16 protein-coding genes are annotated in these 13,597 nt (G+C 63.6%); 14 read left to right on the forward strand and 2 right to left on the reverse strand.

What is annotated here, in order from left to right:
* Window positions 1-39 precede the first annotated feature (39 nt).
* Both F3J19_RS15785 and F3J19_RS15790 read right to left on the reverse strand, forming a co-directional pair.
* Entirely contained in the window at window positions 40-759 is a 720-nt protein-coding gene (locus F3J19_RS15785; protein WP_167042933.1) for an SAM-dependent methyltransferase, read from the reverse strand.
* Window positions 756-1,373, reverse strand: coding sequence for a Maf-like protein (locus F3J19_RS15790; protein ID WP_167042935.1), 618 nt, complete (start codon window positions 1,371-1,373; stop codon window positions 756-758). The genes F3J19_RS15785 and F3J19_RS15790 overlap by 4 nt, the downstream gene beginning before the upstream one ends.
* A 365-nt stretch (window positions 1,374-1,738) precedes the next feature.
* On the opposite strand from F3J19_RS15790, the gene F3J19_RS15795 reads away from it, so the two are divergent.
* From F3J19_RS15795 to F3J19_RS15860, 14 genes are all read left to right on the forward strand, one after another.
* Window positions 1,739-2,395, forward strand: coding sequence for a DUF177 domain-containing protein (locus tag F3J19_RS15795; protein ID WP_167042937.1), 657 nt, complete (start codon window positions 1,739-1,741; stop codon window positions 2,393-2,395).
* A 101-nt stretch (window positions 2,396-2,496) separates the two neighbouring features.
* Window positions 2,497-2,676: a 50S ribosomal protein L32 gene (gene rpmF, locus F3J19_RS15800; RefSeq protein ID WP_167042939.1), complete on the forward strand. Its 180-nt coding sequence runs from the start codon at window positions 2,497-2,499 to the stop codon at window positions 2,674-2,676.
* A 171-nt stretch (window positions 2,677-2,847) separates the two neighbouring features.
* Window positions 2,848-3,954, forward strand: coding sequence for a phosphate acyltransferase PlsX (gene plsX / locus F3J19_RS15805; RefSeq protein WP_167042941.1), 1,107 nt, complete (start codon window positions 2,848-2,850; stop codon window positions 3,952-3,954).
* Complete coding sequence (locus F3J19_RS15810) at window positions 3,954-4,943, forward strand: beta-ketoacyl-ACP synthase III (RefSeq protein ID WP_167042943.1); 990 nt, start codon at window positions 3,954-3,956, stop codon at window positions 4,941-4,943. The genes plsX and F3J19_RS15810 overlap by 1 nt, the downstream gene beginning before the upstream one ends.
* Before the next feature lie 113 nt (window positions 4,944-5,056).
* Entirely contained in the window at window positions 5,057-5,992 is a 936-nt protein-coding gene (gene fabD, locus F3J19_RS15815) for an ACP S-malonyltransferase (protein WP_167042945.1), read from the forward strand.
* 103 nt (window positions 5,993-6,095) lie between these two features.
* Window positions 6,096-6,845 carry a 3-oxoacyl-ACP reductase FabG gene (gene fabG, locus F3J19_RS15820; RefSeq protein ID WP_167042947.1) on the forward strand — a complete coding sequence of 250 codons (750 nt, stop codon included), beginning with the start codon at window positions 6,096-6,098 and terminating at the stop codon, window positions 6,843-6,845.
* Between the two features lie 150 nt (window positions 6,846-6,995).
* Window positions 6,996-7,235 carry an acyl carrier protein gene (gene acpP / locus F3J19_RS15825; RefSeq protein ID WP_004197638.1) on the forward strand — a complete coding sequence of 80 codons (240 nt, stop codon included), beginning with the start codon at window positions 6,996-6,998 and terminating at the stop codon, window positions 7,233-7,235.
* A 244-nt stretch (window positions 7,236-7,479) separates the two neighbouring features.
* Complete coding sequence (gene fabF, locus F3J19_RS15830) at window positions 7,480-8,718, forward strand: beta-ketoacyl-ACP synthase II (RefSeq protein ID WP_167042949.1); 1,239 nt, start codon at window positions 7,480-7,482, stop codon at window positions 8,716-8,718.
* A gap of 116 nt (window positions 8,719-8,834) precedes the next feature.
* Window positions 8,835-9,254, forward strand: coding sequence for a hypothetical protein (locus F3J19_RS15835; RefSeq protein ID WP_167043239.1), 420 nt, complete (start codon window positions 8,835-8,837; stop codon window positions 9,252-9,254).
* A gap of 101 nt (window positions 9,255-9,355) precedes the next feature.
* Window positions 9,356-9,955, forward strand: coding sequence for an RNA polymerase sigma factor RpoE (rpoE, locus tag F3J19_RS15840; protein ID WP_006051939.1), 600 nt, complete (start codon window positions 9,356-9,358; stop codon window positions 9,953-9,955).
* A gap of 90 nt (window positions 9,956-10,045) precedes the next feature.
* Window positions 10,046-10,657, forward strand: coding sequence for an RseA family anti-sigma factor (locus F3J19_RS15845; RefSeq protein WP_167042951.1), 612 nt, complete (start codon window positions 10,046-10,048; stop codon window positions 10,655-10,657).
* Window positions 10,658-10,661: 4 nt separating this feature from the next.
* The gene (locus F3J19_RS15850; RefSeq protein ID WP_167042953.1) at window positions 10,662-11,702 is read left to right on the forward strand and encodes a MucB/RseB C-terminal domain-containing protein; all 1,041 of its coding nucleotides are present in this window, start codon (window positions 10,662-10,664) and stop codon (window positions 11,700-11,702) included.
* 37 nt (window positions 11,703-11,739) lie between these two features.
* Window positions 11,740-13,272 carry a DegQ family serine endoprotease gene (locus F3J19_RS15855; protein ID WP_167042955.1) on the forward strand — a complete coding sequence of 511 codons (1,533 nt, stop codon included), beginning with the start codon at window positions 11,740-11,742 and terminating at the stop codon, window positions 13,270-13,272.
* Window positions 13,269-13,532, forward strand: coding sequence for a glutaredoxin family protein (locus F3J19_RS15860; RefSeq protein WP_167042957.1), 264 nt, complete (start codon window positions 13,269-13,271; stop codon window positions 13,530-13,532). Before F3J19_RS15855 ends, F3J19_RS15860 begins: the two co-directional genes overlap by 4 nt.
* Window positions 13,533-13,597: the final 65 nt, after the last annotated feature.

Consider the following 13,597-nt stretch of genomic DNA (forward strand, 5'->3'; position numbering starts at 1 on the left):
TGCCTGCCGACCGGGACAACTGCCCCCGGATCGTTGCGCTCAGGCCGCCAGAATCAGGAAAATGGCCGGCCGCTTGTGCAGATCGATCTCCGGCTTTTTCTTCCAGTCGGCAACGGTGCGGCTCGCGACGGTTTCGCTCGGCAGCGTCAGATCGACCGCCACGCAGACGAGCGTGGACGGCGCGCAGGTCGCGAGCAAGGTGTCCAGCAGCGCGCGGTTGCGGTACGGCGTCTCGATGAAAATCTGCGTCTGCCTGCCTTTACGCGACTGCTGCTCCAGATCGCGCAGGCGCTTCGCACGCTCCGCTGCGTCGACCGGCAGATAGCCGTGGAAGGCGAAGCTTTGGCCGTTGAGTCCCGAGGCCATCAGTGCGAGCAGGATCGAGCTCGGTCCGACCAGCGGCACGACCTTCACGCCGCGCTCGTGTGCGCGCCGCACCAGCAGCGCGCCCGGGTCTGCAACCGCCGGACAGCCGGCTTCGGAGACGAGGCCCGCGTCGGTGCCCGCGAGCAGCGGGGCAAGCAGGCGGTCGATCTCGCCCGCGGGCGTATTGACGTTCAGCTCGCGAATCTCGATTTCCTGAATCGGCCGTTCGGTGCCGACCTTCTTCAGAAATGCGCGCGTGGTTTTCGCGTTTTCGCCAATGTAATAGTGCAACGACGCCGCGCGGGCACGCACCGGCGCGGGTAGAACGGCGTCGAGTGCGTTCGTGTCGCCTTCGCCGAGCGTATTGGGAATCAGGTAGAGCGTGCCGTTCATCGTGCCCCCAGAAGCGGATAGCCGGCCGCGAGCAGCATGCTCGATAGCGCGATCAGCGGCAAGCCGACGAGCGCGGTCGGGTCGTCGGAATGGATCGCCTCGAGCAGCGCGATGCCGAGCCCTTCGGATTTGGCGCTGCCGGCAACGTCGTACGGCGTTTCGGCGCGCAGATAGGCGTCGAGCGCGGCGTCCGGCAGATCGCGAAAGCGCACGCGGGTGATCACGTCGACGCTTTGCGCGTTGTCCGTGGCGTTGTCGAACAGGCATAGCGCACTATGGAACAGCACTTCGCGGCCGCGCATCGCCTGCAATTGCGCGAGTGCCTTGTCGTGCGTGCCCGGTTTGCCGATCTGCAGGCCGTCGTAAGTGGCGACCTGGTCGGAGCCGATCACGAGCGCGTGCTCGTCGGCGCCAAGTCCGCTGGCGACCGCGCGGGCCTTGGCTTCGGACAGGCGCAACGCGGTTGCTTCGGGCGTTTCGCCCGCGAGCGGCGTTTCGTCGATGGCGGGCACGACGACGTCGAACGGCACACGCAGGCGTTCGAGCAGTTCGCGGCGATATGGCGAACTCGACGCCAGAATCAGGCGTGGCGGGCGTTTGGGGGAATCTGACATGATTGACGGGCGGCTAGGGAGGCGGGTCGTACCGGGCCGCGCGGAGTTCGCGCGCGTACGGGCTTAAGTGTTTGACTCGAAAAGACAAAACAGATATGATTTTGGGCTTTTCACGGTATGCTTGCGCCGACGGGCTTGGGCGCGTTCAGTGGCTTTCGATGGCTTTCAGCGCTCCAGAAGTTGTGCGAAGGGTCGAAGAAAGGTGATTGAAGAAAGCCGGCCGGCGGGTTGAACAGCCGGTTGAAACGCAGAGGCCAACGCAACGGCCGCAAGCCTCGCGGGCTGTCTCGCACACCGGTTTATTTTCGCGGTGGATTTCCTTCGCGGATCACCCCGGCAACACGCTTGCCGACGCAGGAGCGCACATGACTCAACATCCTGGCAAACCTGCAGGTCTGTCCGACCCGCATGAACTCGATCTGTTCGAATTTACGCGGAGCGGGCGCCAGGCCGCGGGTGTCGTGCGCGTCTCGCAACTGCCGCGCATGTTAAACGAAGTCCCGGCGGATGCGCCAGATCGCGATACCGCGTTCACATGGCAGGCCGAAGGGACGACGCAGCCGGAATTGCAGGACGACGGCGCCGAAGGTCCGCAGCCTTATCTGCGGATGGCGGTTCACGGTGCCGCATGGCTCGAATGTCAGCGATGTTTGACGCCGTATTCGCAGACGTTCAACGTCGATGCAACTTACCGGATCGTCAATACGGAGGCGGAAGCCGAAGAGTTTCCGCTCGACGAGGATGAAGTCGAGGTGATCGTGGGCTCGCGCCAGTTCGATCTCATCGACTTGATCGAAGAAGAGTTGCTGCTTTCCTTGCCGCTTGTGCCCAAGCACGAGGTCTGCCCTGAAGTGCACGAGAGTCTTGTCTCGGGTGTGGACGGCAGCGAAGGCGAGGGCGACGAAGCCGCGCAGGACGAGGCGGGCGAAGGCGGTGAGCCGGAGCAGTCGGGTGAGCGGCGCAATCCGTTCGCGGCGCTCGAAAGTCTCAAGCGCGACGAGCCGGGTGGCAGGAAGCACTGAACAGTTGCAGGGGAGCGCGATGCGGGCGCCCTGGCCAGTCGGCTAGTGGCGGAGACCGTATCGGGCTGTGTTAGAATTCGGAAAATTTTTAGGAGTTAGTCATGGCAGTTCAACAAAATAAGAAGTCGCCGTCGAAGCGCGGCATGCACCGTTCGCACGATTTCCTCACGGCAGCGCCGCTGGCCGTCGAGCCGAGCACGGGCGAAGTGCATCTGCGTCACCACATCAGCCCGAACGGCTACTATCGCGGCAAGAAAATCGTCAAGACGAAGAACGACTAATCGTTCACTGCGTTGCGCCCTGTGGCGTTTCGCGTGGCGATCGGCTCGCTTGACATTTTCCCGGTTCGACAGGAAGGCGGCATTCAACTGCCGCTTTTTTGTATCGATCGCAGTTGGCGCGTTAGCGCTTGCTGTGCTCCCAGGCAGAGCGTCTGAAATTCGTCGCACTCCATGACAGTAAAGCTCACGATAGATTGCATGGGAGGCGACCACGGCCCGTCCGTGACCGTTCCCGCTGCCGTCAACTTCGTTCGTTCGCATCCCGATGCGCAGTTGCTGCTCGTCGGCATTGAAAGCGCGATTCGTGCGCAGCTGAAGAAGTTGAAGGCTCAGGATCTGCCGGCGCTGACCGTCGTATCTGCTACCGAGGTCGTCGCAATGGACGATCCGGTCGAGGTCGCGCTGCGCAAGAAAAAAGATTCGTCCATGCGCGTGGCGTTGAACCGCGTCAAGGAAAGCGAGGCGCAAGCCTGCATTTCCGCCGGCAATACCGGCGCGCTGATGGCGGTCTCGCGTTATGTGCTGAAAACGCTGCCGGGCATCGAACGCCCGGCCATCGCGTTCGCATTGCCCAATCCCCATGGCTACACGATGATGCTCGACCTGGGCGCCAACGTCGACTGCGAGCCGCAGCATCTGCTGCAGTTCGCGGAGATGGGGCACGCGCTCGTGTCTGCGCTCGAGGGCAAGGAGCGGCCTACCATCGGCCTGCTCAACATCGGCGAAGAAGTCATCAAGGGCAACGACATCATCAAGCGCGCCGGCGAACTGCTGCGCGCGAGTACCCTGAACTTTCACGGTAACGTCGAGGGCGACGACATCTACAAGGGCACCGTCGACGTGATCGTCTGCGATGGCTTTGTCGGCAACGTCGCGCTGAAGACGTCGGAAGGTCTCGCGCAGATGCTCTCCAATATCATCAAGGAAGAGTTCGGCCGTTCGTGGCTGACCAAGGTGATGGCGGTGCTCGCGCTGCCGGTATTGATGCGTTTCAAGAAACGCGTCGATCATCGGCAATACAATGGCGCCGCGCTGCTCGGCTTGCGCGGCCTCGTGATCAAAAGCCACGGTTCCGCCGATGCCTATGCGTTTGAGTGGGCCATCAAACGCGGGTATGATGCCGTCAAAAACGGCGTGCTGGAGCGCCTTGCGCGAGCGATGGAAGAGAACGCGGGTTCTCTCGAACAGGCGGCGCGCGACGCAAGCGGTGCGGGCCACGCAAGCCCGATCGCAGGCCAGCCGGCCGAGCCCTACGCTGCGCAATCCTCGAAGGCATAATGGCTCAATCCACAATCTATTCCCGCGTGCTGGGCACCGGCAGCTACCTGCCGCCCAACCGTGTCACCAATCAGGATCTGGCCGAGCGTCTCGCCCGCCAGGGCGTCGAAACGAGCGATGAATGGATCGTCGCGCGCACGGGCATCCACGCGCGCCACTTCGCCGATCCCGATGTCACGACGAGCGACCTCGCGCTGATCGCCGCGCAGCGCGCGATCGAGGCGGCCGATATCGATCCGCAGTCGATCGACCTCATCATTGTCGCGACCTCCACGCCCGACTTCGTGTTTCCGAGCACGGCCTGCCTGCTGCAGAACAAGCTCGGCATCAAGAACCACGGCGCCGCGTTCGACGTGCAGGCCGTCTGCTCCGGCTTTGCCTACGCGGTCGCGACGGCGGACAGCTTCATCCGCAGCGGCCAGCATCGCACTGCGCTCGTGATCGGCGCGGAAACCTTCTCGCGCATTCTCGATTTCAAGGACCGCACCACCTGCGTGCTGTTCGGCGACGGCGCGGGCGCAGTGATCCTGCAGGCGTCCGACGAGCCAGGCGTGCTCGCGAGCGCATTGCACGCGGACGGTAGCCACTCGAACATCCTCTGCACGCCGGGCAACGTGAACGGCGGCGTGGTGACAGGCAGCGCGTTCCTGCATATGGACGGCCAGGCGGTCTTCAAGCTCGCCGTCAACGTGCTCGAAAAGGTCGCGGTCGAAGCACTCGAAAAAGCCAATCTGAAGGCCGAGCAGGTCGACTGGCTGATTCCGCATCAGGCCAACATCCGCATCATGCAAAGCACCTGCCGCAAGCTCGGCTTGCCGCAGGAACGCATGGTCGTCACGGTGGGCGAGCACGGCAATACGTCGGCGGCGTCCATTCCGCTCGCATTCGACGCCGCGGTGCGCGACGGCCGCATCAAGCGCGGCCAGAACGTGCTGATCGAAGGCGTGGGCGGCGGCTTCACGTGGGGCGCCTCGGTTATCCGCTACTGATCGCCGCATGCGGGGCGCGCCGCTGGCAGCGCCCGTGCGGCCAGCGTGCTGCTCGCGCCATGCGGCAACCGCTCGCCGCGGCCACATCCGATTAAACCGATTTTGGGGACGATATGAAATTTGCGTTCGTTTTTCCTGGGCAAGGCTCGCAAGCGGTTGGCATGCTCAACGCATTCGCCGATCACGCGCTCGTGCGTGAGACGGTTCAGGAAGCGTCCGACGTACTCAATCAGGACCTCGGCAAACTGATCGCCGAAGGCCCGGCCGAAGATCTCAATCTCACCACCAACACCCAGCCGGTCATGCTGACCGCTGCTTACGCGATTTATCGCGCCTGGCAGCAGGCCGGCGGTCCGGTGCCGGCGATCGTCGCGGGCCATAGCCTTGGCGAATACACGGCGCTCGTCGCCGCCGGTGCGCTCGCATTCCGCGACGCGGTGCCGCTCGTGCGCTTTCGCGCGCAGGCGATGCAAACGGCGGTGCCGGTGGGCGTCGGCGGCATGGCCGCGATTCTCGGCCTCGACGACGACGCGGTGCGCGCGGTGTGCGCGGAAGCGTCGGCGGCGGGCGTCGTCGAAGCGGTCAATTTCAACGCGCCGGCGCAAGTCGTGATCGCGGGCCACAAGGCTGCGGTCGAGAAGGCCTGCGAAGTCGCGAAGGCAAAGGGCGCGAAGCGCGCGCTGCCGCTGCCGGTGTCGGCGCCGTTCCACTCGTCGCTGCTCAAGCCCGCGTCGGACCAGTTGCGCGAGTACCTCGCGAGCGTCGACGTTCAGGTGCCGTCGATTCCCGTCATCAACAACATCGACGTCGCCGTGGTCAACGAGCCGGCCGGCATCAAGGACGCGCTCGTGCGTCAGGCAGCCGGTCCGGTGCGCTGGGTCGAGTGCGTGCAGGCAATGGCCGCGCAGGGCGTCACGCACGTGATCGAATGTGGTCCGGGCAAGGTCCTTGCCGGCCTGACCAAGCGTATCGACGGCAATCTCACTGGCGCGTCGGTGTTCGATCCGGCATCGCTCGAAGAAACGCTGAAGCTCGTCGCGGCGGGCTGAGCGTTTTCACCGTCGGCGGGGGAGCCGCAAGACTGCGGCGTGCCCGCGCCTGACCCACCTCAGGAATCAATCAGCCTTTTGCGAAGGGCCTCCGGACTGACAGATGGAAAAGACTCTCGACAAGCAGATCGCAATCGTGACGGGCGCATCGCGCGGCATCGGCCGTGCGATCGCGATGGAATTGGCGCGCCAGGGCGCGACGGTCATCGGCACGGCGACCAGCGAAAGCGGCGCGGCCGCGATTACCGAAGCGTTTAACGCAGCCGGCATGAACGGCCGCGGCGCCGTGCTCAACGTGAACGACGCGGCGGCGGCGGAAGCGCTGATCGACGGCACGGTCAAGGAATTCGGCGCGCTGCACGTGCTCGTGAACAACGCCGGCATCACCCAGGACCAGCTCGCGATGCGCATGAAGGACGACGACTGGGACGCGGTGATCGACACCAACCTGAAAGCGGTGTTCCGCCTCGCGCGCGCGGTGCTGCGCCCGATGATGAAGGCGAAGGGCGGCCGCATCATCAACATCACCTCGGTGGTCGGCTCGGCCGGCAACCCGGGGCAGATCAACTATGCGGCCGCGAAGGCCGGCGTCGCGGGCATGACGCGCGCGCTCGCGCGCGAGATCGGCAGCCGCGGCATCACCGTGAACTGCGTGGCGCCGGGCTTTATCGACACCGACATGACGAAGGGGCTGCCCGAAGAGCAGCAGACCGCGCTGAAGACGCAGATTCCGCTCGGCCGTCTCGGCAGCCCGGAAGACATCGCGCATGCGGTCGCGTTCCTCGCGTCGCCGCAGGCCGGCTACATCACGGGCACGACGCTGCACGTGAACGGCGGCATGTATATGCAGTAACCAAATTCGGTTACTATCCGCGCCTTGTGCGTTTGTAGAAGCACGAGGCGCATGCCTTGACAGGAACCCGATGCGCAGCTTTTTTGCCGGGTCAAACCTGATAAAATGCGCGCACCTGTATTTTTGAACTTCTTTTCCCTTGGAGGGGTAATGGACAATATCGAACAGCGCGTCAAGAAGATCGTCGCGGAACAACTGGGTGTTGCGGAAGCGGAAATCAAGAACGAAGCGTCGTTCGTGAACGACCTCGGCGCCGACTCGCTCGACACCGTCGAGCTCGTGATGGCCCTCGAAGACGAATTCGGTATGGAAATTCCGGATGAAGAAGCCGAGAAGATCACTACCGTTCAGCAAGCGATCGACTACGCTCGCGCGAACGTCAAGGCCTAAGGTCATTCGCGCCCGCGTTTCTGCATTGGCGGCGTATGACGCCCTGCCGCGCCGCTTGCAGGTGCCAGCGGGGCTGGCGCGTTCCGGCGTGTCCTCGGGTATGCCGTTTGCCATGCAGGGAGCCGCGATGTTGACAGCGCATTTTTCCGCGCGATTGCCGACTTAAACAGCCACAGGGCTCACAGGGCGAATTCCTGTGGCCGCTGTGGCTTTTGCTTTTGTCATCTATGAAAAAGGGGTTACCGTGAGCCGCCGTCGTGTTGTCGTTACAGGCCTGGGGCTGATTTCGCCTGTTGGCAATAATGTTGCCGATGGCTGGGCCAATCTGGTCGCCGGCAAGTCGGGCATTGCCAATATCACGAAGTTCGATGCGTCGAACTTTTCGACTCGTTTCGCCGGCGAGGTGAAGGGCTTCAATATCGAGGACTACATCCCCGGTAAGGAAGCGCGTCACATGGATACGTTCATCCATTACGGTGTGGCCGCCGGCATCCAGGCGATGCGCGACAGCGGCCTCGAAGTCACTGAAGAGAATTCGGAGCGCATCGGCGTCGTGGTCGGTTCGGGCATCGGCGGTCTGCCGATGATCGAGATCACGCAAACCGAACTGCTCAATCGCGGTCCGCGCCGCATTTCGCCGTTCTTCGTGCCGGCCTCGATCATCAACATGATCTCCGGCCATCTGTCGATCAAGTTCGGCATCAAGGGGCCTAATCTCTCGATCGTTACCGCGTGTACGACGGGTCTGCACTGCATCGGCGAGGCTTCGCGCCTGATCGAATACGGCGACGCCGATGTGATGATCGCGGGCGGCGCGGAATCGACCGTGTCGCCGCTCGGTATCGGCGGCTTTGCGGCGGCGCGCGCGCTGTCGCAACGCAATGACGATCCGTCGACCGCGAGCCGTCCGTGGGACAAGGACCGCGACGGCTTCGTGCTCGGCGAAGGCGCGGGCGTGATGGTGCTCGAAGAGTACGAGCACGCGAAGGCGCGCGGCGCGAAGATCTACGCCGAAATCAGTGGCTACGGCATGAGCGGCGACGCCTATCACATGACCGCGCCGCTCGAAGACGGCGACGGTGCGCGCCGCTGCATGCTGGCCGCGCTGAAGAACGCGGGCATCAACACCGATCAGGTGAGCTACCTGAATGCGCACGGCACGTCCACGCCGCTTGGCGACCTCGCAGAAACGACCGGCATCAAGCGCGCATTCGGCGATCACGCCAAAAACATCGTCGTGAACTCGACCAAGTCGATGACGGGTCACCTGCTGGGCGGCGCCGGCGGTCTGGAATCGGTGTTCACGGTGCTGGCCGTGCATCACCAGGTGTCGCCTCCGACTATCAACATCTTCAATCAGGACCCGGCCTGCGATCTCGATTACTGCGCGAACACGGCGCGGGAAATGAAGATCGACGTCGCGCTGAAGAACTCGTTCGGGTTCGGCGGCACGAACGGCACGCTGGTTTTCAAGCGCGCCTGATCGCCTGATCGCGGGTGACGCACCAGTCCACGACGCCGGCCTTGCCGGCGCTTTCTCCGGAAGCAGCAAGGTTGGGCAGAGCCACGCAGCGCATCGCGCTGCGTGGCTCGTTTGCCATGCGCGCCGCGCTGGGGGCTTTCGTGCTGATTGCGACGTTGGCCGTCCATACCTGTCTCGCATCGCAATGGGGTACATGGCGAGCCGTTCCGTTGACGTTTGCCGTGGGGGCGCTGCTGGCGCTTTGCGCGGCAAGGCATGAGCGGGCGCAGCCGGCTGTGCTGCAGATCGGACGGGATGATCTATCCGCCTGGGACGCAGCGGGCACGCTGCTCGCCCAAGGGAGGGTGGCCGGCTGCGCGCAGTGGAGCAGCCGGCTGCTGGTTCTCGTGCTCGAACCTGAAGAAGTTCATTCGCGTGACCGCGCGCATCGTCGCCCAAGGGGGCGCACACGTACCTTGCTGCTCGTGGCCGACGCGCTTCCGGCCGCCGTCTTCCGGGAACTTTCCGTGCTCGGCCGACGTGCGGCCGGCGCCTGACTGTAACGACTGTAACCGCTGTTACCGGAGTAACGTGCCCCAATGAGGGGGACGCTACAATGGTGCCCCGCCATGCGCCCTATAGTTAACGGATTTATCAGGTGAGCGAAAAAGAAATTGATCAGGTGCTGGTCGAGCGCGTCCAGAAGGGCGACAAGGCCGCGTTCGAGCTTCTGGTCTCCAAATACCACCGCAAGATTCTCCGGCTGATCTCGCGCCTCGTGCGGGACCCCGCCGAAGTCGAGGACGTCGCGCAGGACGCCTTTATCAAGGCGTATCGCGCGCTGCCGCAGTTTCGCGGCGAATCGGCGTTTTATACGTGGTTGTACCGGATTGCGGTCAACACCGCGAAGAACTACCTTGCCACCCAGGGCCGGCGGGCGCCGACCTCGACCGAAGCGGATGCTGAAGAAGCTGAAACTTTCTCGGACGCCGACCAACTAAGGGATATCAACACGCCCGAGTCGATGTTGATGAGCAAGCAGATTGCCGAGACGGTCAATGCTGCGATGGCGGTTTTGCCGGAAGAACTGCGCACTGCCATTACTCTTCGGGAAATTGAGGGTTTGAGTTACGAGGAAATCGCGGAGATGATGGGTTGCCCGATCGGCACTGTCAGATCACGAATTTTCCGCGCTCGCGAAGCCATTGCGGCAAAATTGCGCCCGTTGCTTGACACACCCGAAGGCAAGCGCTGGTAAACGCCTAGGCGTCCAGTGGTCGAGCGGGGCACGGGTGCAATATCTGGATTAGTGGTGTCACTACGGGGTATTTGTAAGATGGGGAGCATCATGGGGTCGGTCTCGATGCAATCGCAAGCAGATTCGCGCGGCGAGCGTCTGTCCGCTTTTGTCGACGGTGAACTGTTCGACGAAGGGCATCTGAATCTGGACAAGTTTCTTTCCGCGCTGGACGGCGACGATCATGCCGCCTGGTCGAGCTATCACCTGATCGGCGACGCGCTGCGTTCCGACGATCTGGCGATCAGTCCCGCAAGGAGCAGCGCATTTCTGAGCGGTTTCGCCGCGCGTCTCGACAGCGAGCCGCATGTGCTCGCGCCGGCCGCGGTGCCTGTCGCGCGCCGTCTGCTCGGGTTGCGCCGCCGCGTCGTGCCGGCCTTCGCGGTTGCCGCGGCAGCCGCCACGCTGACGTGGATCGTCGTGCCGCAATTGCAGGGCGTGCCGGGCGGTCCGGGGGCACAGGTCGCTTCGCTTCAGCCGCATGGCGACGCGGTGCAACGTGTCGCCATGGTCTCGGTGCCGTCGTCGCAAGACGCCAACATCATTCGCGACGCCAGCCTCGATCAATACCTCGAAGCCCACCAGCAGTTTGCGCAACAACCGGTCATGGCGGGTTCGATGCCGGTCATTCGCGCTGCTTCAGTCTCCACGCAGGGCCAATAGTTTGATGCAGACTTCGCGGTTCAATAAAACGACTATCTGGGGGCGGTTGCCGGCATTCCTGTTCTGTGCAGCCGTGTTGTTGTCCGCTACACCGCGGGTCTTCGCACAAGACGATCCGGCCGCCGCCCGCCGCTCGGCCGCGGAACTGCTCGATCGCATCCATCAGGCCGCCCAGCAGCAGAACTACGAGGGCGCGTTCGTCTACCAGCGCGGCAATTTCGTGCAGACGTCGCGCATCGCGCATTATTCGACGCATGCGGACGGCGAATTCGAGCAGCTCGAAAGCCTCGATGGCAAGCCCCGCAAGATGCTCCGCCACAACGACGATATGTTCACGTTCGTGCCGGAGCGACATCTCGTCGTCGTCGAAAAGCGCCAGAACCGGGACTCGTTTCCGGCGCTGCTGGCGGTGGACGGCGAGCAGGTGCTGTCCGTCTACGAGCCGAAGATGCTCGCCGACGACCGTGTCGCGGGTGTCGACAGCCTCGTGATGGAACTCGATCCGAAGGACGCGTACCGCTTTGCGTACAAGCTCTGGGCCGACAGGAAGACCGGCCTGCTGCTGCGTGCGCAGACGCTCGACCCGAGCGGCCAGGTGCTTGAACAGCTATCGTTTTCCCAGGTCCGTATCGGCGTGCCGGTCGACAAGGCGGGCATCGTCAACGGCATTCGCAATCTGGCCGGGTGGACCGTGGTGCGGCCGCCGGTCGAGCCGGTCGACATGGCCGCGCAAGGCTGGCAGATCACGCCGTCGGTGCCGGGTTTCCACATGATCCGCCAGTTGCGCCGTCCGATGGCGTCGCGCGAGGCGGGGCAGCCGCCCATTCCGGTGGATCAGGCGGTGTTTTCCGATGGCCTCGCGGCCATTTCGGTATTCGTCGAGCCGGTCGAGAACAATTCGCGCAAGGAAGGCACGGGCAATAGCGGCGCCACGCACGTACTGGTCAAGCGCCAGGGCAACTTCTGGATTACCCTGCTGGGTGAAGTGCCCCAAACCACATTGCAGCAATTTGCGTCTGCCATAGAATACAAAGCTCCGAAGTAATCCTTCCGAATCCTGAAATCCCTCGGCTTGCTACGATATGACGATTTTCTCGGTGCGCAAATTCCTCGCGGCCGTCGTGGTGGCGGCTTGTTTGCCGCTCGCACCGCATATGGCGTCGGCGGCTCCCGCTGCCAACCTGCCTGACTTCACCGATCTCGTCGACAAGGTCGGCCCGGCGGTCGTCAACATTCGCACGACGACGCGCGTGTCGAACGGCGTGTCCCGCGGTGGCCTGCCGCCGGGTATGGACGATGGCGACATGTCCGAATTCTTCCGTCGCTTCTTCGGCATTCCGTTGCCCCAGTCGCCGCAATCGCCGGGTTCTCCGCACGGCGGCGATAACGGCGGCAGCGGCGGTGGCAGCAGCGGCGGAAATGGTGGCAGCCAAGATGCACCGGACAGCAACGATTCCGAGCAGAACAGCGGGGTAGGCTCGGGCTTCATCCTGTCGGCGGATGGCTACGTGATGACCAATGCGCACGTCGTCGACGACGCCGACACGATCTACGTCACGCTGACCGACAAGCGCGAATTCAAGGCCAAGCTGATCGGCGTGGACGACCGCACGGACGTCGCGGTCGTGAAGATCAACGCGTCGAACCTGCCGACCATCACCATCGGCGATTCGAACAAGGTGCGCGTCGGCGAATGGGTCGTGGCGATCGGCTCGCCGTTCGGGCTCGAGAACACGGTGACGGCCGGCATCGTCAGCGCGAAGGGGCGCGACACCGGCGACTATCTGCCGTTTATCCAGACCGACGTGGCCGTCAATCCGGGCAACTCGGGCGGTCCGCTGATCAATATGCAGGGCGAAGTGATCGGCATCAACTCGCAGATCTACAGTCGTACCGGCGGTTTCATGGGCATTTCGTTCGCGATTCCGATCGACGAAGCGATGCGCGTGGCCGATCAGCTGAAGAGTTCGGGCAAGGTCGTGCGCGGCCGCATCGCGGTGGCAATCGGCGAAGTCACGAAAGACGTGTCCGATTCGCTCGGTCTGCCGAAAGCGCAGGGTGCCCTCGTCAGCAGCGTCGAGCCGGGCGGCCCCGCAGACAAGGCCGGCGTGCAGCCGGGCGACATCATCCTGAAGTTCAACGGCCATTCGGTCGATACCGCAACGGATTTGCCGCGCATGGTCGGCGATACGAAGCCGGGCACGAAGGCGACGATCACGATCTGGCGCAAGGGCCAAACGCGTGAACTGCCGGTCACGATTGCCGAAATGCAGCCGGACAAGGTCGCGAAGGCGGACCAGAAGCAGCCGAAGGCGCCGAAGCAGCGCGCGACGAATGCGCTCGGTATCGCCGTCAGCGACATTCCCGCCGATCAGCAGAAGGAGCTGAAGATTCACAACGGCGTGCAGATCGACGCAGTGGACGGCCCGGCCGTGCGCGTCGGGCTGCAAAAGGGCGATATCGTTCTGCGGGTGGGCGATACGGACATCACGAGCGCGAAGCAGTTCGACGACGTGACCGCGCATCTCGATCCGCAGAAGATGGTGGCGCTGCTGGTCCGTCGCGGTGAGAACACGCAGTTCGTGCCGATCCGTCCGCGCAGCGCGCAGAAATGACGAAGGCGGCATCGCTCACGCTCTACGGGCGCGCGTGGTGCCATCTTTGCGAGGACATGCGCGCCGCGCTCGAACCTTTGCTGGCCGAGTTCGGCGCGCAAGTAACAGTGATCGACGTCGACACCGATCCGCTGCTCGAAGCGCGTTACAACGAACGGGTGCCGGTTCTGGTTTGCGACGGTGTCGAGCTATGTCACTACCATTTCGACGAAGTCCGGGTGCGAGCGGCGTTGGCAGCGCATGCAACGCTGGCGTCATGAGCCGGCATTCGCGGCGCGCTGCCCGTATGCGCCATTGATGCCGTCTACATCGAATTTCTCGCATC

Source organism: Burkholderia sp. Ax-1724, assembly GCF_011752995.1.
Taxonomy (GTDB): domain Bacteria; phylum Pseudomonadota; class Gammaproteobacteria; order Burkholderiales; family Burkholderiaceae; genus Paraburkholderia.

Bases quoted from the DNA above. Each gene is read 5' to 3' on its own strand.
- fabG (WP_167042947.1), top strand. From the start codon at position 6,096: ATGGAAAAGACTCTCGACAAGCAGATCGCAATCGTGACGGGCGCATCG.
- acpP (WP_004197638.1), top strand. From the start codon at position 6,996: ATGGACAATATCGAACAGCGCGTCAAGAAGATCGTCGCGGAACAACTG.
- rpmF (WP_167042939.1), top strand. From the start codon at position 2,497: ATGGCAGTTCAACAAAATAAGAAGTCGCCGTCGAAGCGCGGCATGCAC.
- F3J19_RS15785 (WP_167042933.1), bottom strand. From the start codon at position 759: ATGAACGGCACGCTCTACCTGATTCCCAATACGCTCGGCGAAGGCGAC.
- F3J19_RS15845 (WP_167042951.1), top strand. From the start codon at position 10,046: ATGGGGTCGGTCTCGATGCAATCGCAAGCAGATTCGCGCGGCGAGCGT.
- F3J19_RS15855 (WP_167042955.1), top strand. From the start codon at position 11,740: ATGACGATTTTCTCGGTGCGCAAATTCCTCGCGGCCGTCGTGGTGGCG.
- F3J19_RS15795 (WP_167042937.1), top strand. From the start codon at position 1,739: ATGACTCAACATCCTGGCAAACCTGCAGGTCTGTCCGACCCGCATGAA.
- fabD (WP_167042945.1), top strand. From the start codon at position 5,057: ATGAAATTTGCGTTCGTTTTTCCTGGGCAAGGCTCGCAAGCGGTTGGC.
- F3J19_RS15810 (WP_167042943.1), top strand. From the start codon at position 3,954: ATGGCTCAATCCACAATCTATTCCCGCGTGCTGGGCACCGGCAGCTAC.
- plsX (WP_167042941.1), top strand. From the start codon at position 2,848: ATGACAGTAAAGCTCACGATAGATTGCATGGGAGGCGACCACGGCCCG.
- F3J19_RS15835 (WP_167043239.1), top strand. From the start codon at position 8,835: ATGCGCGCCGCGCTGGGGGCTTTCGTGCTGATTGCGACGTTGGCCGTC.
- F3J19_RS15850 (WP_167042953.1), top strand. From the start codon at position 10,662: ATGCAGACTTCGCGGTTCAATAAAACGACTATCTGGGGGCGGTTGCCG.
- F3J19_RS15860 (WP_167042957.1), top strand. From the start codon at position 13,269: ATGACGAAGGCGGCATCGCTCACGCTCTACGGGCGCGCGTGGTGCCAT.
- F3J19_RS15790 (WP_167042935.1), bottom strand. From the start codon at position 1,373: ATGTCAGATTCCCCCAAACGCCCGCCACGCCTGATTCTGGCGTCGAGT.